The organism is Flavihumibacter petaseus NBRC 106054, from assembly GCF_000974785.1.
Taxonomy (GTDB): Bacteria; Bacteroidota; Bacteroidia; order Chitinophagales; family Chitinophagaceae; genus Flavihumibacter; species Flavihumibacter petaseus.
Window position 1 is genome coordinate 448,011 of sequence record NZ_BBWV01000003.1, and the last position, 19,159, is coordinate 467,169.

Genomic DNA, 19,159 nt, shown 5'->3' on the forward strand with positions numbered 1-19,159 from the left:
ACTACATTTTTTCAGCGCTGTGTAACCCCAAAACCCGCCTGCGCCAATTTCAACTCTCCACCTTCGCTAAAGCTTCGGTGGGCGAAGCCCAGACTCCAGACTTCAAACCTACCTCGATATATTGTCTATTGATTATCAGCTTGTTGATATTAAAATTGCCTGCAAGGGTTTCTTAAAACTGCCCAAGTAGCATCATTTTGATTTATCTTTGCGCCTTAATTAAATGTGCAGTATGGCAGTTATTCTGACTTTCTTTTTCGCCCATTGGTTCTTATCCCTTTTCTTTCATACGTTTTTCCTGCATCGTTTTGCATCCCACCAGATGTATACGACCAGCAAAGGCTGGGAGAGATTCTTTTACCTGTCCACCTGGTTTACCCAGGGTTCATCCTACCTCGTACCCCGCGCTTATGCTGTAATGCACCGAATGCACCATGTATACAGTGACACTGAAAAAGACCCGCATAGCCCCCATTTCTTCAAAGACGTTTGGGGCATGATGATCCATACCAGGAATATTTACAATGCTTTTCTGACCGGTAAAAATGTGCCGGATGCCCAGTTTACCCGTGAATATCTTCCGATCTGGTCAAAACTGGACCGTATAGCCGACAGCATGTGGAGCCGTCTCCTGTTTGGCGCTGCGTACGTTGGTATCTACGTGGTATTTGCACCCAGTTTTTGGTGGTTTCTGCTATTGCCCATTCATTTCCTGATGGGACCGGTTCAGGGCGCGATCGTGAACTGGTGCGGACATAAATATGGATATTCCAACTATACCAATGGTGATCACAGCAAGAATAGTGAGCCCTGGGGTATATTCCTGCTGGGCGAGTTGTTTCAGAACAACCACCATAAGCAGGGTACCAATCCGAACTTTGCCCGCAAGTGGTTTGAACTGGATCCGACTTACCAGGTAATGAAACTGATGAACTTTGTAGGCATTATCCGGCTGAACAAACTGATGGTGGAGGTAGAACAACCCCTGAAAGAAATCAGCAATGGAAAGAAAGAGCGGGTAGCCTGATAAGAAAACGAGAAAATAATATATCAATAAAAAAAGGGAAAATTTACTTTTCCCTTTTTGTTTGCGCCTGATTATTCTTTTTCAGTTTATCCTTAAATACTTTTTCGAATTTTTCCATCTTCGGCCTGATCACGAAATAGCAATAAGGTTGTGATCCGTTATTGATATAGTAATTCTGGTGATAATCTTCTGCGAGGTAGAAGTTTTTGAAAGGCTCAACAGCAGTAACGATCGGTGCATTAAAAGAACCGCTTTCATCCAGCTGCTCCTTATAATGTTCAGCTTTTTCCCGTTGCTCTTCATTGTGATAAAATACCACGCTGCGGTACTGCGGACCAACATCATTTCCCTGGCGGTTAAGTGTAGTGGGATCATGCGATTGCCAGAACACTTCCAATAACTCATCATAGGTCACGATCGCAGGATCAAAAATTACCTGGATCACTTCTGCATGACCAGTATTTTTCTGGCACACCTCCTCGTAAGTGGGATTGGCCACTTTGCCACCGGAGTATCCGGAAGAAACTTTCAGCACACCATTAAGTTGCTGGAATACTGCCTCCACACACCAGAAACATCCGGCGCCTAGCGTTGCCGTATCGGTTGCCCCATAATTCGCATACACAAGGTCATTGCTCATGGATTTATTGGGATTTTCTTTCTGGGCGCAGCCGGCCAGGTACTGACTGAAAGCCAGTGCTACTACGCCTAAGTATAAAGAGAATCGATGCATATTGATAACCAAAATTCAAACGGCAAGTTACGACCCTTAATTGTTTACGGAATGTTACAATATGTCGGGTACGTGTCCCCAATGTACCGATATTTCCAATATCTTTGCACCCGCTATGACACAAGAAAATTTGAAAACATTACGGGAGCGGGTTTCGGTTCTAAGGAGGTTTCTTTGACGTCGCTAACCGAACCCACAAGATCCAACAAGACAAACAATTAACGCTATCATCCGGCTTTTGGGATGATAATCAGCGTGCTACCGCTATTCTGAAGGAAATCAAGGTACATGAGTACTGGATCGGCCTTTTCGGGGAAGTCGATACTGCGGTAGAGGATTTCGCCATTCTTCATGATTTCTGGAAAGCAGGCGAGGCTACCGAAGAAGAAGTGAAAGCGGCCTATGAAAAGGCGCTGGCTGCCATTGAGGAAGCCGAATTCAAGAGTACGCTGAACCAGCCCGAAGATGAACTTCCTGCCGTTATCCAGATCAACAGCGGTGCCGGCGGTACCGAAAGCCAGGATTGGGCCCAGATTTTATCCCGCATGTATCGCATGTATGGCGAAAAACAGGGGTACGCTGTTACGGAACTCGATTGGCAGGACGGCGATGGCGCTGGTATTAAAAGTGCAACCTTTCAGTTTGACGGCCCGTTTGCCTATGGTTTCCTGAAAGGCGAAAGTGGTGTTCACCGCCTCGTGCGGATCTCGCCGTTTGACTCCAACGCCCGCAGGCATACTTCCTTCGCCTCCGTTTTCGTCTACCCGCTGGTAGATGACACGATCGAAATTGAAGTAAAAGACAGCGAAGTGAAGATGGAAACAGCCCGAAGCGGCGGTGCAGGCGGTCAGAACGTGAACAAGGTGGAAACCAAGGTGATGCTCACCCATATTCCTACAGGAATTGTAGTGATTTGCCAAACCGAAAGAACGCAGCTGGGTAACCGGGAAAAAGCCATGCAGATGCTGAAAAGCCGTCTGTATGAAGAAGAACTTCGCCGCCGGGAGGAACTGAAAAATGCCACCAATGCCAGCAAGAAGAAAATCGAATGGGGAAGCCAGATCAGGAGTTATGTATTTCACCCTTATAAAATGATCAAAGATCACCGGACCGACTTTGAAGTGGGCAATGTACAGCCTGTAATGGACGGTGAACTGGATGGTTTTATCAAGGCATATTTGATGAGCCAGAAAGAAGAAGAACCAGCTTCTTAGTTTTAAAACACACATTATGAGCTTAGGTTATTTTGCTTATCCGATGCCGGTAAACGAGCCGGTGCTGAACTATGGACCGGGATCTCCGGAAAAAGCCACGCTGAAAAAGACACTGGCAGAGTTGAAGAAAAAAGAAGCGGATATCCCCATGTATATCGGTGGCAGGGCAGTAAGAACCGGCAACCGGATTGCGATTACACCTCCCCATGAAAAAGATCATGTGCTGGGTTACTTTCATGAAGGTGATGCCAAACATGTTCAGCAAGCCATCGATGCCGCATTGAAAGCAAGGGCATCCTGGGCGGAAACAAGTTGGGAAAGCCGTGCAGCAATTTTCCTGAAAGCAGCCGATCTTATTGCAACCAAATACCGTTCCTACATGAACGGGACCACGATGCTTGGGCAAAGCAAGAATGCCTACCAGGCAGAAATTGATGCGGCCTGTGAGATCATCGATTTCCTGCGTTTCAATGTACATTTCCTGAGTGAGATTTATAAACAACAGCCGATCAGTAGCCCGGGCATGCATAACCGCATGGAGTGGCGTCCCCTGGAGGGATTTGTACTTGCTATTACACCCTTCAACTTCACCGCGATCGGTGGCAACCTTCCCACCGCGCCCGCCATGTGCGGCAATACAGTCGTCTGGAAACCAGCCCATACACAGATCTATTCTGCACAAATGTTCATGCGGATCCTCCAGGAAGCGGGATTGCCGGACGGTGTGATCAACCTGATCTATGTGGATGGACCCACGCTCGGGGATGTTTGTTTTTCTCACCGCGATTTTGCCGGCGTACACTTTACGGGGTCTACTGGTGTATTCAATACCATGTGGGCGACTATCGGCGCCAATATTGCACAATACAGAACCTACCCGCGCATCGTTGGCGAAACAGGCGGTAAGGATTTTGTGCTGGTACACCGCAGCGCCGATCCCGATGTAGTGGCTACTGCACTCGCCAGGGGGGCATTTGAATTCCAGGGACAAAAATGTTCGGCTGCTTCAAGGGCATACCTGCCCTCCAATATTGCTGAAATTGTCAAGCGGAAACTGGTAGACCAGGTGGAGCAGATGAAAATGGGAAGCGTGGAAGATTTCAGCAATTTTATCAATGCCGTGATTGATGAAAGGAGTTACGATAAGATCAAAAAATACATTGACCGTGCCAGGAAAGACCGGAAGGCCAAAATCCTGGTAGGAGGCAATTGCGACAAACGCAAAGGATATTTTGTTGAACCGACTGTAATCGAAACAACCGACCCGCAGTATGTAACCATGTGCGAGGAAATCTTCGGCCCGGTACTCACGATTTATACTTACGATGCCAACAATTTTGAAAAGGCATTGAATCTTGTGGACAATACCTCTCCTTATGCACTGACTGGTTCAATTATCGCCAGGGATCGCGATGCCATTGAACTGGCAACAAGCCGTCTCCGGAATGCTGCAGGAAATTTCTATATCAACGACAAGCCGACAGGCGCCGTGGTGGGACAACAACCTTTTGGCGGAGCAAGGGCTAGCGGTACCAACGATAAAGCTGGTTCAATGTTGAACCTTTACCGTTGGCTGAGCGCACGCACGATCAAGGAAACATATAACCCACCGACAAGCTTCAGGTATCCATTCCTGTCAGAGGAATAATTTTGGAGGTGCGTTTTTATACTTTCGCACGCAATTTGACGTTGTAGCGATGGTTAAAAAATTGAACGTACCATGAAAAAATTTCTGATGATTGCTGCAGCAACTGCTATCACACAGTTTGCAGCAGCGCAAGTACAATTTGGTGTTAAAGGTGGTCTGAACATTACCTCCTTTGTCGGTGAATCCAGTTATAACGTAGAATCGAAAGCGGGCCTGCATGTCGGCGGTCTTGCAAGGATCGCAGTAACGGACGCTTTCAGGATTCAACCGGAAATTGTATTCTCAACACAAGGTGCGCGGACTGAAAGGGAGATCGATGGTTACAAGATCCGCTACGCCACGAATTTTATCAATGTGCCGGTGATGGTCCAGTATCATTTCCCTCAACGTTTCTACGCTGAAACAGGACCCCAGCTTGGATTCCTGGTCAGCGCGAAACAGAAGTATGACGGCGATGCCCACGACTTTTCCGATGACGCAAAAAAGGTGGACTTTTCCTGGGGATTTGGTTTGGGTTTCCACCTTCTGCCGGAGTTGGGGATCAATGCACGGTACAACCTTGGGATCAGCCGGCTGGATGAAGACGGTGATTCCAAATTACACCAGTCGGTCTTCCAGCTCGGTGTTTTGTACCTGTTCAATGCGAAATAATCTAAACACATCAGGACCGCCAACCGGCGGTTCTTTTTTTTGATAGCCTCCTGATGCCGTATTTTAGCGGAAATTTCATCAATTGAAAACGATCCTCAGCGGGGAGCAGCTTAGCATTACGATTCAAAGGCTTGCGCATCAGATCATAGAGAACAGTCCGGAACTGGCAGAAACATGTATAATCGGAATCCAGCCCAGGGGTATCTGGCTCAGCAGCCGGATCATGCAGGCGATCAATATCATTAAACCAAACCACCCCATCAGGTACGGTGTGCTCGACATAACATTTTACCGGGATGATGTTCGCAAGGAACTTCATGTAGCCAATCAGACGGATATTCATTTTTCCATTGAGAATAAAAAGGTGATCCTGATCGATGATGTGTTATATACCGGGAGAACGATTCGCGCCGCCCTGGATGCATTGATGGATTTCGGCCGTCCGCGGAAAGTTGAGCTTTGCGTGCTGATTGATCGCCGGTTCAGCAGAGAGCTGCCAATCCAGCCGGATTATGTCGGAAAAGCGATCGATTCCATTATTACCCAGCGGGTAAAGGTTGGCTGGAAGGAAAATAGCGGAAAGGATGAAGTGATATTGCTCTAAAACTTAACTTTGCCTCCTAATGCGACTTAGTACAAAACATCTCCTGGGCATTAGAGATATCTCTCCGAACGACATTCAGCTTATTTTAGATACCGCAACCCAATTCAAAGAGGTTTTGCAGCGGCCGGTAAAAAAGGTTCCTTCCTTACGGGACGTCACCATAGTTAACCTCTTTTACGAAAACTCCACCAGAACAAGGATTTCATTTGAACTTGCAGAAAAGCGGTTAAGTGCTGACACCATTAACTTCAGTGCCAGCGCGTCCTCCGTATCGAAGGGAGAAACGCTGCTGGATACGGTAAATAACATTCTCAGCATGAAGGTGGATATGGTGGTGATGCGGCATAGTGCCAGCGGTGCGCCCCATTTTCTTGCCAAGCATATTCCTGCGGCAATTGTGAATGCCGGAGATGGCATTAATGAACATCCCACACAGGCATTGCTCGACGCTTTTTCTATACGCGAAAACCTCGGTACGCTGGAAGGGAAAAAGATCGCTATCATCGGAGATATCATGCACTCCCGCGTTGCCCTCAGCAATCTTTACCTGCTGAAAAAAATGGGAGCTGAGGTGATGGTAGCAGGCCCGCCCACCCTGATTCCTACCTACATGAAAGAAGCATTCGGTGTGCAAGTGGAATACAACCTGAGGAAAGCACTGGAATGGTGTGATGTGGCGAATGTATTGAGGATTCAGCTGGAGCGGCAGAACCAGGTGTTGTTCTCTTCCCTGCGCGAATACAACCAGGCATACGGCGTAAAGAAAGAAATGCTGGCAAGCCTCAAAAAAGAAATTCTGGTAATGCACCCGGGACCAATTAACCGTGGAGTAGAACTGGACAGTGATGTAGCTGACAGCGGTCAAAGCATCATTCTTCAACAGGTCGAAAACGGTGTTGCCGTCAGGATGGCAGTTCTTTACCTGCTGGCTGGCCGCGAAACCCCTTGATAAATCCCCTTCATGAATAGAATTTGTCTCTTTCCCGGAACATTTGATCCAATAACACTTGGGCATGTGGATATAGTAAAGCGTGCACTGCCCTTGTTTGATAAAATCGTGATCGGAGTGGGGCTCAACGCCGCCAAGGCACCAATGTTTTCAGCGGAGCAGCGGTTGTTGTGGATTTCTGAGATCTTCAAAGGCGTCGACAAAGTTGAAGGCGCCGTATACGAGGGCCTGACGGTAAAGTTTTGCCAGGAGATCGGTGCGAAATTTATCCTGAGGGGAATCCGGTATGTCAGTGATTTTGAATATGAGAAAACTATCGCCGACGCGAACCGGACTATGGATCATTCCATCGAAACCATCTTTCTGACAGGTGAACCCAAATACACATCAGTTGCATCCACCATCGTCAGGGATATCATCAGGAACAACGGTGACGCATCCCCCTTTATTCCGGATGCTGTTTTCCGCAGTCTTGAACAAAACGGCTGATCATGGACGTTATATGGCATAATCCCGCATTAACCATCGATGACCTGAAGCCTCTTGGGGTCAACACCATGGGCGATCACCTTGGAATCGAATGGACAGAACTGGGTCCCGATTTTATCCGGGCCCGGATGCCCGTGGATCACAGGACCCAGCAACCTTATGGATTGTTGCACGGCGGCGCCTCGGTTGCCCTGGCAGAAACGCTGGGAAGTGTGGGAGCAGCCATGTCGGTGGATACGGCCAGGTTCATCGCTGTAGGGGTGGAGATCAATGCCAACCACATCAGGAGCGTCAGAAGCGGTTTCGTGACCGCAACAGCCAGCCCCCTTCACCGGGGCGCCAGTACCCATGTATGGGAGATCAGGATAGTTGACGAAAGAGGGAAGCTGGTTTGCATCAGCCGGATCACGGTAGCTATCCTGAAAAAGCAGGCCATAGAATAGTTGACCTGTTATCCGGATGAAAGCGCCTGCAACACATCTTTGATACTGGGAAAAGTATTGTTCAGCACCTGTGACCATTCCTCCCGAGCTAGCCACTCCGCAAGGTGGATATCTTCCTCGGTCTGAACTTTCGTTTCGGTATTACCGGTGACGTCCATTTCAAACCAGTAAGTTGGTTTCAGGATATGTTTTCCGCTGTCGTAATAGGTATGAAATGTAGTGGGCAGTTCCTGGCGGATAACAGCTGATATGCCGGTTTCTTCTCTTACTTCCCTGACGGCACATTCCCGGATGGATTCTCCATCATCCCATTTCCCCTTCGGAAGATCCCATTTTCCCCTTCTGTGAATGAACAGCAGCTGTTGCTGGTCATTCCATACTGCACCTCCGCCAGCCGCTACCAGGTGGAATTTCTTCCAGACAGCCTTTCTCAGCAATTCAAGGTCGTTATGCCGGAGAATTCCTGCATGGATTCCAGGAAGCTGCATTTCATAGATCATGCTCTTTATTGCCGGGCTGGAGAATTCGTCTATATAAACAGCATCGTCATGGTGGAGGAAGGGTTCAAGGTCAGGAGTGATCTCATCACACAGAAAGAGGGGCTTGTCGCCAAAATAGATTTTGATGTACATAAAGGGGTGAGGTATTTTTGCCCGTTGGTAATAAAGATAATATGAAGTCAAACGAAAAAGCTGTAGCAGAGAAACTGTTGCAATGTAAGGCAGTAAGATTGAGTCCGGAACAGCCCTTTACCTGGGCTAGCGGCTGGAAAAGCCCGATCTACTGCGATAACAGAAAAGTATTGTCCTTCCCATTCATCCGGGATTTTGTGAAGTCTGAAATGTGCAATGTCATTTTTGAACAGTTCCCGGACGCTGAATTACTGGCGGGTGTTGCGACAGCTGGTATCGCATGGGGTGCCATGGCAGCTGACCAGTTGAAACTACCGTACATCTATGTACGACCCAAACCCAAGGAACATGGGCTGGGCAACCAGATAGAGGGCGACTATACGAAAGGCGCTAAAGTGCTGGTCATAGAAGACCTGATCTCAACCGGGAAAAGCAGCCTGCAGGTAGTGGAGGTCATCCGCCAGGCAGGTATGGAAGTAGTGGGAATGGTATCCATTTTCAACTATGGCTTCCCGCAGGCATCAGCAGCATTTCAGGAAGCAGGGGTGCCTTTCCGGTCTCTGACCAGTTATGAATCACTGATCGCACTGGGGGAAGAAAAAGGCACCTTCGGACCGGAATTGAAGCCGGTATTGTTAAAATGGCGGGAGGACCCGGCAAACTGGACTGGAGTTTAGTATTTTCGATAAAATTTCGTCATATGAAAAAACTTTCGCTGCTGGTTGTTTTGGTAACCGGTCTTGTTACAGGCGCTTTTGCACAGGCTAAAAAAACGCTGCAGACGGTGGTCATCAGCACCCCATCTGTTCAATGTGATATGTGTAAAAAGCGAATTGAGACGTTCCTGGCAAAAGAGGAAGGAGTTACAAAGTCTAATGTTGACTATAAAAAGAAGAAGACTACGGTAACATTTTATACAGACCGTACCAATATTGAGAACATAAAGACAGCTATTGCGAACGTTGGCTATGACGCTGATGATGTAAGCGCCAACGAAGAATCATACGAAAAGCTCCCCAAATGCTGTAAAAAACCGGAATAAGAACCGGTTTACGTAATCTCAGGCAAATATTAAACGCCCCCTTTCGGGGGCGTTTTTATTTATACATACCCATCAAAATTCGATTTTCTGCTTACCGGCGTAATGAACCGGCATATTAAAGAAGATACCTGACTTCCCCATTTTCACTGTCCCATCTACCTTAACATCGATCTCCGATTGCATAAGCAAAGTCAAGGCATTGCTCAGGAGCTGCTTCATGTTCACCTTCAGACTTACAGGAATATAAAATGTATCCTTCTCGGGAATCGTGATCAGGGTATCCAGTACTGTTGTTCCAACCGGCTTATCCTCCAGCCGTATGGCGAGATCTGCATGCTTCAATTGCAACGGATAAGGATTGGGATTATAATACTTAAGGTCTGCCGAAACGACAGTTTCCCCTAAACTGATTTTACTGAGCTGAAAATTTTCAAATGCCTGGTATTCCGGGATTACCGGCTTGCTACAGGAAAACAATCCAAAAGATAGGAACAATAGGACAGCAGTAATAAGCTGTTTCCGGCGGCGTAATGTGTTTATCGACATATTAATGGCAAAATAGGAGATCGGCCAATTATCAGCAAAATCAATTTTCAGAATTGCGGTATATTTGGCCCTAATGTTTTTAGAATACGGGCGGTTTACAGGATAATTATTGATCAATAGACCAGGTCAAGATTATTAGTAATAAATTTTCGCAAGTAATATATTGATCATCAATTTAAAATAGCGTTTAACTAACATTGTGTAATGCAAACTTTACGACTCATTTTATACCTGGAACGCCGATTTTGTCAACGAAAAACGGGGAGATCATCATATGGAGAATAACAGAGTATTAATTATTGATTTACAATGTTTTGCAAATGTTGATTGGTATAAAAAAGTATATAGTTACTATAATGTTGAAATGTTTATATATGAGCGTCATAAAAAAATGAGTTTCAGGAACAGAATTCTTATCGCCGGAGGAAACGGCATCATGAATTTGTCAGTACCCCTGCTGGATGCCAGGAATGAAAAGCTCTTGTATAATGATATTAAAATTGCTGATGAACCCTGGCAGCGGGACCATTGGCGGGGAATTGTTTCGGCATATAATCGCTCCCCCTGGTTTGAATATTTCCGTGACGATCTGGCAGGCATCTTTGAAAAGCATTACCGGTTCCTCCTGGATTTCAATATTGACGCATTGCATTGGGTGCAATCAAAACTGAAGCTTCCCGTAACTTTTGACCTTTCGCCGGCGCATCCTGTTCCTGCTCCGGCGCTCCGGAAAGCCGGCGGGGACCCCGGCAATGCTGATGATTTCCGAAACCATTTCCTGCCCGCCAGCCGGTCAGAATGGACTTCCGGGAAAGATGCTGTTGGGATGTACGGTCAGGTTTTCCGTGACAGGCATGGATTCATACCGGGATTGTCGATTCTCGACCTCTTATTTTGTGAAGGACCGGCGGCCGTGCAATGGCTGCGGACGATTGAAGAGCCAGGAAAATGAACAGGCCGGCTGGCGGTGGGCACAAAAAAGCCGGCTGTTTAACAACCGGCTCTTTTGATAATTTATATTTAATATATTAGAAATATACTATCTGTTTCTTTCTAACCTCGGTTTTTGTTTTACCATTACACTTACTGGTTGCAGTAACGGTTACAGTTGTTGAAGCAGCGGGCGTGGTAGTTTTCTGGCATTTCTGTTGCGGATTGTCCTCGTCATTGTCGTTTTCACCATCATCAGCAATTACCGATAAACCGTCTAACTGAGCCTGTTCAGAAGCCCGGATGTAATCAACATTCCGGCGTTGCTTTTCAGCTTCCTGTTCCTGATCAGCTTTCCGGGACAAACCTTCCAGGGCACATTTCGCCTGCAGTTGCAATTTGTTCCAGTCCAGCTTCGCCAGTTCCTTTTCGAGTTCATACTGGATGCTTTCGGCTGAGGCTCCTGACCTTTCCAGTTTCAGCTTCAATTTTTCCCAGTTCAGCTGATCAAGGGCCAGTTGTACCTGGAGCGCCATCTGTTTGGCCTGCAGGGAAAGTTCAGCTTTCTGGGTTGCTGTACCCTGTGCTTTAGTTGCCATAGCTGCCCGGTTCCGGCTGATGGCATTCTTCCGGATCATGCGGGCGGTATCTTCGGAAACAGCCTGGGCAACCTGAAAACTGTTCAACGGGACGTAAGGCATATATGACCCAACCGGTACATCATCTGGTAACGATTCCCTGTAATCCGGTAATACAAAAGCCCGTTCATTTAATACGAGGGCTGGTGTTGTATTGGGTGCCAGCTGGAAATCATACGCCGGGGCAGCAGCCTCGTAGGGATCCGTCGAGGGTGTAGCGTCGAAATCTGCAACCAACTGAAGATTATCGATCTGGGTTTCCGATAACTCGAGATCATGTCCCGCCGAGTTATTGCGGTTGATTGCCTCAGTCGATTTTGGCTTTAGTTTGACGGACTTCTTCTTGGTTTCCGGCTGAGCTGGCTCCCCGTTGTCCGCATTGGCAAAATTAAAGTTGATGCGGCTGATCCTGTTCTCAAGAGAGGCAACCGGCGCCTGGACCACATCCCATACAAATGTTTTAATTTCTTCCCTGGGTTCTACAAGTGCCAGCATTACGAGCATGCCGATCATCACCGTCAGGATTGCCAATTTGCCGATTGGCTCTCTTTTTTCACCTGGCAGGTGCAACATTCTTTTCACCCGTTGCAGCAATAACCTGGAACCATTTCCTCTCGCAGCCAGCAATAGCTGCGAAGCAGGGTAAACCCGCTGTTGTTCCAAACGCAACAATGCATTGGCGTAAGATTCCGGTTTGTAGGGAAACTGAAGCACCCAGTCATCACAGGAATGCTCCCTTTCTTCACGGATAGCGGAAATTAGGAGTTTCGCGAAGGGATTATAAAACAAAACAACTTCAGCCAGCGAAACGATGATATTCCAGAAGAAATCGTTCCGGCGGATATGCGCCAGTTCATGCAGCAGGATCGCTTCGAGCTGATCATTGCTCAACTGGGTAGCAGCGCTGAAAGGCAGGAGGATCATGGGTTTCAGCCAGCCGAGCAGGATGGGGGTGTCGATTTTTTCGGAAAACCAGATGGTCACCTTTCTGCCAATATGCATGTGCCCACTCATATGCTCCAGGTACAATCTCCATTCTACGGGAACTTTGTGCAGCCCGTCACGCCTCAATTTATTGGTCGCCAGGTACAGCCTGCAGAAGCGGGCAATTCTCATGGTCAGCCAAAACAGGTAGATCAGAGAAAGATAGGGGAGAAAGATCCGGACCTGGCTAAGGATCAACAGGTAATACCGGTACCAGTCGCTGTTTGCAAAACCTGTCACATGATAGCCTTCCGGATTAGACCAGCGGACGGCAAAAGTGACCAGGCTCCATAACATACCAGCCATCAGGAACACCAGGGCCAGGTTATACCGGTGAGCAGCAGTCATACGGGGCGAGACCTTTTTCAAGAACAGAAACAGAACCCACAAAATTCCCAATTGCCACCAACTGTTCAAGAGCGTCCAGCCCAGGGCTTCAAGGAAAGCGGTCTGGGGATGGGTTGGCATCCTACTGTTTTTTGAGGTTATTTAAAAGGTGCTGGATTTCTTCCAGCTCCTGGGCCGATGCTTTGTGATTACCGAGTGCCTGCAAAATCAATTGGGTAGGGGATCCACCGAAAAGTCCATCAATCATCTTTCCCAGCAGGTGTTTCTGTGTCCTTTCCCTGCTTACCGCAGCCTGGTAGATGTGCGTCTTCACTGAATCGTCTCTGCGTACCAGACCCTTTTCGTGCATGATCTGCATCAGTTTAAGGGTAGTGGTGTAACCTACATCCTTAGATGCGGCGAGGATTTCATGTACTTCTCTGACACTGGCCAGCCCCCGTGTCCAAAGAACCTGAAGGATCTCCAGTTCACTGTCTGTCGGTTTAATATACTTGGTTGAAGCCATGGTGGAACATTTGGGACTAAAATACGATTTCTTTCGTAAAAGAAAAGTAAAAACAAAAAAAAGTCCCGGCGTAGACACGTCGGGACTTTTGGTATTTGGATCTGATTAGTTTCTGGAACAAAGATACATTAATCCTGCACCACTTCCACATTGACGGTTACGTTACCGCCTGCAGGAATAAGATTTTCGTATTTCTTAACAGTCTCAAGCGGTTGTTCAACCCCATTTATGATGAGTTTACCTTCTTTCACTGCAACAGCGAGTTTCCCATTCTGAGTAAATCCATCCGCCTTCAGGGCCTCCACCAGCTTTTCAATATTAGCCTGACCCTCTTTCTTTACATTATCTGCAATCACCTGCACTTTGACTTTTTCCTCAACTTTCGCAGTGTGATCGCCGGTATGATGGATCTGGGCAAGGGTAGGCGCGATTACCAGAGAAACGATACTCATCAGTTTGATAAGGATGTTCATGGATGGACCTGAAGTATCCTTGAATGGATCACCCACGGTATCACCGGTTACCGATGCCTTGTGCGGTTCTGATTTCTTATAATATACCTCTCCGTTGATAGTAACACCTTTTTCAAATGATTTCTTGGCATTGTCCCACGCACCACCGGCATTGTTCTGGAACATTCCCATCAGTACGCCGCTAACGGTCGCGCCTGCAAGAAAACCACCCAGTGCTTCCGGTCCGAAAATAAACCCGATCAGCAGCGGGGAAACAATGGCAATTGCACCGGGCAACATCATTTTTTTGATGGAAGCGTCCGTAGAGATGGCAACACATTTGTCATATTCCGGTTTGCCGGTACCTTCCATGATACCAGGGATGGTTTTGAACTGGCGGCGAACTTCCTCCACCATCGACATGGCAGCTTCACCAACAGCGCGGATAGCGAGAGAAGAAAATACAAAGGGGATCATGCCGCCGATAAACAGGGCAGCCAACACATCCGCCTTATAGATATCGATGCCTTTGATTCCGGCAACGCCCACAAAAGCGGCAAACAGTGCCAGGGCAGTAAGGGCGGCAGATGCGATGGCAAAACCTTTACCGGTTGCGGCTGTCGTATTACCCACAGCATCCAGCACATCTGTTTTTTCACGTACATCTTTCGGCAATTCGCTCATTTCGGCAATACCACCTGCGTTGTCGGCGATCGGACCAAATGCATCGATCGCCAGTTGCATGGCTGTAGTGGCCATCATACCGGCTGCTGCGATCGCAACACCATATAGTCCGGCAAAATGATAGGAGCCGTAGATACCTGCTGCCAGTACGATTGTCGGCAGAAAGGTTGATTGCATACCAACAGCAAGACCACCAATGACGTTGGTGGCGTGACCGGTAGCAGATTGACGGATAATGGAATTCACCGGGCCCTTGCCCATTGCTGTATAATACTCGGTAATGATACTCATCAGTGTACCTACCACAAGTCCTACCACAATTGCGTAGAATACATCTATGCGGGTAAATTCAAATCCGCGGAGGTTCATGGTTGTATCAGGCAGGATATATTGAACGAGGAAAAAAGATGCTACTGCAGTCAGCACAATTGAGCCCCAGTTACCCATGTTCAGTGCTTTCTGAACAACGTCTGTACTGATTCCGGCATTATCTGAAATCCGTACAAACCAGGTACCTACGATGGAAAACAGGATACCTGTTCCGGCGATCAGCATAGGGAGAAGAATGGGAGAGAATCCGTTAAAGGCATCCGTTGCGATAGTTTCCTGGCCGAGTACCATAGTAGCCAGAACTGTTGCAACATAAGAACCGAACAGGTCTGCACCCATACCGGCAACGTCACCAACGTTATCACCCACGTTATCTGCGATGGTTGCAGGGTTACGCGGATCGTCTTCAGGAATACCGGCTTCTACTTTTCCTACCAGGTCGGCACCTACGTCCGCAGCCTTGGTATAAATACCACCACCCACGCGGGCAAACAGGGCGATTGATTCAGCACCCAGGGAGAATCCGGTCAATACTTCAATTGCTTTCGCAACAAGATGGTCGTTGGCCGCCAGTCCGGGCGCGAACGCCATAACCAGCACGATGAAAAGACTACCCAGCCCAAGTACTGCAAGCCCCGCTACACCAAGGCCCATCACTGAACCACCGGTGAACGACACTGCCAGCGCTTTGGACAGGCTGGTGCGGGCTGCGTGTGCTGTTCGCACATTGGCTTTCGTTGCAATACGCATTCCGATGAAACCGGCCAGCGCACTGAATACGGCGCCCAGAACAAATGCCAGGGCGATGCTCCAGTGGGAGTTGTCATTCCTTGTAGCCATGAAACCCAGGAGGATACCTACAATTACCACAAAGTAGCCAAGGATCTTCCATTCCGCTTTCAGGAAGGCCATTGCCCCCTCAGCGATGTAGTTGCTGATTTCTTTCATGCGATCGTTACCAGCATCCTGCTTGGATACCCAGGCAAATTTGATGATGGTATACAGCAAGCCAATCACCCCAAAGGCAGGCACCAGATAAAACAATTTGTCCATACGAATTCTTGTTAACAAAAATTTTAGAGTGGGCAAAAATAGGGGAGAAACCCCAATTATTGTTTTTTCTGGGTGCTGTCGGCGGCGTTTTTCTTCTTTTTTAAAATGTTGTTGAGCAGGCCTTTCGCGGCTTCTTCAGCCTTTTTGGTGGTTGATCCGGCATCTTTCCCGGTAGCCGAAGTGTCTTTTTTACCGGAAACCTGCTCTTTTATAATGCTTTCGAGATCCTTAACTGCCTGCTTCTTAACGGATTCCAGCGAATCCTGCGCCTCTTTTTTAGCTGCATTCACCAGGGAATCAGCTTTCCCTTTTACCTCCGCCGCGAGGCTCGTACCCTGTTGCTGGAGGTCATATTTAAGCTGTGGCTGTTGCAGCGTTCCACCAAGGTTGACTTTCAGGTTTACGGTCTCACCCAGATTTGCCGGAATGCCTTTACTGTTCAGGCTGGTTACCATATTGTTCAACAGCTTATTGGCGTCACTGCCAAACCGTTCCCTGGGTACTTTCATATTAATAATGTAATCGAGGGACTGGTCAAAACCATGCATGCCGCCAATTTCCATATCTATATCCTGCCATTTGACATGAAAAGGCTTTACCATCACTTTCCCTTTAATGAATTCAAATGACTGTTTGATGCCTTTGAGTTCAATCTGGTCAAGGCCTTTGATCTGGAGTTGCTGTGCCAGCGTTTCAAAGGGCTTGAATTTGCTGAGTATCCCGTCTACAACAATATTTCCCTTCCCTGCCAGTGAAGCCGGATCCGGCATCATCGAGGGACTCATTTTTCCGGAAAGGGAGAGTCCGGATTGTAATTTTCCTGTAATAAATCCCGCAACCGGCATCAGGTATTTCACCGTGTTAAAAGACGAAAAGGTTTTGCCGATATCCAGCCCGTTCAGCTGGTATTCAAACCCAATTTCCGGTTTCAGTTTATTTTCCTTTGTGGAATAATGACCGGCCAGGCGGATATTGCCATCAAGGGCATCCATCGAGAGATTGTCTAGTGTAACTGTTTCGTTGGCTACCCTGACATTTCCTTTTACATTGTTGTAATTGATTTTGTCGTAAACCAACTGGCCAATGGCTGACTGAAGTGTCAGGTTGAGATTTGCCGGCACAGCAAATGGTATCGAACTGGTTGCACTGTCGTTCTCTGTGGCTTTCGGATCCTGTTTGTCGCCGGTGGAAGGCTGACCCATCCATTTGTTCAGGTCAATTTTATCGGCATTGAATTGCAGGGTTCCGGCAAGTGGCTCATCCTTCAGCGCATAGCCGATGGCGTTATCAAGTTTTCCGGATACGGTGAAATTTGTACCCATCATTTTACCACTGGCGGCAGGCAATGATACCGACGCCGGTGTAAATACCAGGTCGGCCTTCTTCACCTGCATCCCGTCAGGATAAGCCAGGCTTTTATAGATTAAGTCAGAAAGGTTGATACTACCGGACGCTTTTACCTGATCATACGCCTTTCGGTCTATCATGGATTTTTTCCCGGCGAACCTGACATCAGCCAGCAGTTTTCCTTCAAGACTTGTTCCCGGTTCAAAAGTGTAAAATTGTTTGACGCGGTCAAGTTGCAAACCTCCTTTAAGTCCTGCGTCGAATGTAGGATCGCTTGCCGGTTGTGTCAGCAGCAGGGTGAAATCCACGGCATCACTTCCCAGTTCCACATGTCCGGCAGGGATTCTGACAATCGTATGGTCCGGTAATCCATCCGGGTTGGTGATCTCTATCAGGGCATTTGTTTTCTGGATGGGTTGGGGAAAATCCTTTGCCGCATAGCTGACATTAGCAAGCTGCAACATACCCTGTGCCTGGAACGGCCCGGGTTTTTGCTGCATCACAACTTCAAGATTTCCTTTAGCGGAAAGGTCAGCGGTTACCTGGCCTCCAATCCGGGTACCTTCTGCCAGTTTGATAAATTGACCGATGGTTCCCAGATCCAGTTTTCCCTTGGCAGCTGCGTCAATGTAACGAACTGATTCGGGGTTTTTTAGGAGAAGCCTGAACTGAAACGGCTCTGCACCGAACTTCAGGTTTGCTTGCGGAATATCAACAACCGTATGATCAATCACACCGTCGGGATTGGAAGCCGTCAACTGTAAATTGATATCCTGCACTGGTTGGGGGAGGTCCGGATATTGAAAGAAGCCATCCTTTACCTTGGCTTTAACTTCAAATGCAGGCAACTGATTTCCCGAGTATGTTCCCTTCACCCAACCTTCAAAGGCTGCCGTTCCTTTTGTTTTCAACTCATTGAAATCTTTTCTGTATACCGAGGGCACGAGGCTGAGCAAACTCTTGAATTCGTTGGAAGGAGTCTTGAACGTGATGTCCATTTTATAAGTCGAGTCATTCACCAATTGGAAGAATCCATCAGCATTCACTGCAAGTTCATTGAGTTTTAGTGCTGCATGACTGAATTTATAAAGACTCTGGGAAGCTGTTATATCAAAGTCTGCAGCAAGATCAGTTTGTGTGTCAACCAGGTAGGGGATGCCCTCCATGGAGAAATTGATCCTGACAGCATTGGTCTGTGTTTTCAAAATAAAATTCTCACTGCTGAAATTGCCACTGCCTTCGTGATCCAGCTGGTTGATGAGCAGGTGCATGTTCCCCTGTTCATCATCATAACGGATATAGCCATCCCTGATGCTGTATTTTTTCAGATCCATGCTGAAGCCTTTTCCGGGTTCGCTGGCGGCAGTTGTATCTTCATCGGGTTTCATGATATCCCAGTTTGCCTGGCCATCTTTTAATACTATGGCATGGATGCGGGGCTGTTCAAGCGTTACATGCGAGATCTCTATCGGTCCGGATCCGAACAGGCTCATCAGGTTTACCGCAACATCGATACGGTTGGCAGACAGCAAAGTATCTCCGGGAAAGTTTTCCGGACCAGTCATATACAGCCCGTCCAGTCCAACGCTAACCCGTGGAAAATGTCTGAACAGGGAAATAGACACATCTGAAAAGCCGGATTTTCCCCTGATCTTTTCGTTCATTTCTTTTTTGGCGATTGCTTTTAACTTGCCGCCAAATAACAAGGGGGCCGCAAATGCCAATACGAACAATACCAACAGAATAATACCAAGCGTAGTCAACACTTTCTTCATCATGCTGCAATAATTTTAAAGGGCCTTCTGGCGGGTCTCCAAAAATTCCGTGCCCGTTTAAATAATTCTCTTAGAAACGTTAAACTGGCAGGACTGTTGTGGTGTTACTTCGCCATGAGACAAGTCTTTTTTGTG

General features: G+C 47.5%; 18 protein-coding genes. 11 read left to right on the plus strand and 7 right to left on the minus strand.

Going from position 1 to position 19,159, the window contains the following annotated elements:
* The first annotated feature begins 232 nt into the window (after positions 1 to 232).
* Positions 233 to 1,027, plus strand: coding sequence for an acyl-CoA desaturase (locus FPE01S_RS17285; RefSeq protein WP_046370288.1), 795 nt, complete (start codon positions 233 to 235; stop codon positions 1,025 to 1,027).
* Positions 1,028 to 1,070: 43 nt separating this feature from the next.
* On the opposite strand, the gene msrA is transcribed toward FPE01S_RS17285, so the two are convergent.
* Positions 1,071 to 1,760 (minus strand): peptide-methionine (S)-S-oxide reductase MsrA, encoded by a 690-nt coding sequence (msrA, locus tag FPE01S_RS17290; protein WP_046370289.1) that lies wholly within the window; start codon positions 1,758 to 1,760, stop codon positions 1,071 to 1,073.
* 115 nt (positions 1,761 to 1,875) lie between these two features.
* Here msrA and prfB point away from each other — a divergent pair.
* From prfB to FPE01S_RS17325, 7 genes are all read left to right on the plus strand, one after another.
* Positions 1,876 to 2,974 (plus strand): peptide chain release factor 2 gene (gene prfB, locus FPE01S_RS17295; RefSeq protein ID WP_369403732.1). Its coding sequence is split into 2 segments (ribosomal slippage): positions 1,876 to 1,926 and positions 1,928 to 2,974, totalling 1,098 coding nucleotides; the frame shifts between segments, so codons are not numbered across the junction.
* Positions 2,975 to 2,990: 16 nt separating this feature from the next.
* Entirely contained in the window at positions 2,991 to 4,622 is a 1,632-nt protein-coding gene (gene pruA, locus FPE01S_RS17300) for an L-glutamate gamma-semialdehyde dehydrogenase (protein ID WP_046370291.1), read from the plus strand.
* Between the two features lie 72 nt (positions 4,623 to 4,694).
* Positions 4,695 to 5,273: a porin family protein gene (locus tag FPE01S_RS25040; RefSeq protein WP_052955952.1), complete on the plus strand. Its 579-nt coding sequence runs from the start codon at positions 4,695 to 4,697 to the stop codon at positions 5,271 to 5,273.
* A gap of 82 nt (positions 5,274 to 5,355) precedes the next feature.
* On the plus strand, positions 5,356 to 5,877 hold the full coding sequence (gene pyrR / locus FPE01S_RS17310; protein WP_046370292.1) for a bifunctional pyr operon transcriptional regulator/uracil phosphoribosyltransferase PyrR: 522 nt from the start codon (positions 5,356 to 5,358) through the stop codon (positions 5,875 to 5,877).
* Positions 5,878 to 5,896: 19 nt separating this feature from the next.
* A complete protein-coding gene (locus tag FPE01S_RS17315; protein ID WP_046370293.1) occupies positions 5,897 to 6,826 on the plus strand; it encodes an aspartate carbamoyltransferase catalytic subunit in 930 nt (309 codons plus the stop codon).
* A 12-nt stretch (positions 6,827 to 6,838) separates the two neighbouring features.
* Complete coding sequence (gene coaD / locus FPE01S_RS17320) at positions 6,839 to 7,315, plus strand: pantetheine-phosphate adenylyltransferase (protein WP_046370294.1); 477 nt, start codon at positions 6,839 to 6,841, stop codon at positions 7,313 to 7,315.
* 2 nt (positions 7,316 to 7,317) lie between these two features.
* Positions 7,318 to 7,758, plus strand: coding sequence for a hotdog fold thioesterase (locus tag FPE01S_RS17325; RefSeq protein ID WP_046370295.1), 441 nt, complete (start codon positions 7,318 to 7,320; stop codon positions 7,756 to 7,758).
* Positions 7,759 to 7,766: 8 nt separating this feature from the next.
* On the opposite strand, the gene FPE01S_RS17330 is transcribed toward FPE01S_RS17325, so the two are convergent.
* Positions 7,767 to 8,390 (minus strand): NUDIX hydrolase, encoded by a 624-nt coding sequence (locus tag FPE01S_RS17330; RefSeq protein WP_046370296.1) that lies wholly within the window; start codon positions 8,388 to 8,390, stop codon positions 7,767 to 7,769.
* A 41-nt stretch (positions 8,391 to 8,431) separates the two neighbouring features.
* Here FPE01S_RS17330 and pyrE point away from each other — a divergent pair, with 41 nt between their 5' ends.
* Together pyrE and FPE01S_RS17340 are read left to right on the plus strand one after the other, a co-directional pair.
* Positions 8,432 to 9,067, plus strand: a complete 636-nt coding sequence (gene pyrE / locus FPE01S_RS17335) for an orotate phosphoribosyltransferase (RefSeq protein WP_046370297.1) — start codon at positions 8,432 to 8,434, stop codon at positions 9,065 to 9,067.
* A 23-nt stretch (positions 9,068 to 9,090) separates the two neighbouring features.
* A complete protein-coding gene (locus FPE01S_RS17340; protein ID WP_046370298.1) occupies positions 9,091 to 9,432 on the plus strand; it encodes a heavy-metal-associated domain-containing protein in 342 nt (113 codons plus the stop codon).
* Positions 9,433 to 9,504: 72 nt separating this feature from the next.
* On the opposite strand, the gene FPE01S_RS17345 is transcribed toward FPE01S_RS17340, so the two are convergent.
* Complete coding sequence (locus FPE01S_RS17345; RefSeq protein ID WP_157474077.1) at positions 9,505 to 9,978, minus strand: LEA/WHy family protein; 474 nt, start codon at positions 9,976 to 9,978, stop codon at positions 9,505 to 9,507.
* Between the two features lie 391 nt (positions 9,979 to 10,369).
* On the opposite strand from FPE01S_RS17345, the gene FPE01S_RS17350 reads away from it, so the two are divergent.
* Positions 10,370 to 10,930 (plus strand): WbqC family protein, encoded by a 561-nt coding sequence (locus tag FPE01S_RS17350; protein ID WP_169749190.1) that lies wholly within the window; start codon positions 10,370 to 10,372, stop codon positions 10,928 to 10,930.
* A 76-nt stretch (positions 10,931 to 11,006) separates the two neighbouring features.
* On the opposite strand, the gene FPE01S_RS17355 is transcribed toward FPE01S_RS17350, so the two are convergent.
* The 4 genes from FPE01S_RS17355 to FPE01S_RS17370 all read right to left on the minus strand — a co-directional run bounded on the left by FPE01S_RS17355 (position 11,007) and on the right by FPE01S_RS17370 (position 19,027).
* Positions 11,007 to 12,878 (minus strand): M56 family metallopeptidase, encoded by a 1,872-nt coding sequence (locus FPE01S_RS17355; protein WP_169749191.1) that lies wholly within the window; start codon positions 12,876 to 12,878, stop codon positions 11,007 to 11,009.
* Positions 12,879 to 12,999: 121 nt separating this feature from the next.
* On the minus strand, positions 13,000 to 13,383 hold the full coding sequence (locus FPE01S_RS17360) for a BlaI/MecI/CopY family transcriptional regulator (protein WP_046370302.1): 384 nt from the start codon (positions 13,381 to 13,383) through the stop codon (positions 13,000 to 13,002).
* A 128-nt stretch (positions 13,384 to 13,511) separates the two neighbouring features.
* Positions 13,512 to 15,902, minus strand: a complete 2,391-nt coding sequence (locus FPE01S_RS17365) for a sodium-translocating pyrophosphatase (RefSeq protein ID WP_046370303.1) — start codon at positions 15,900 to 15,902, stop codon at positions 13,512 to 13,514.
* Between the two features lie 56 nt (positions 15,903 to 15,958).
* On the minus strand, positions 15,959 to 19,027 hold the full coding sequence (locus FPE01S_RS17370) for an AsmA family protein (RefSeq protein ID WP_046370304.1): 3,069 nt from the start codon (positions 19,025 to 19,027) through the stop codon (positions 15,959 to 15,961).
* Positions 19,028 to 19,159: the final 132 nt, after the last annotated feature.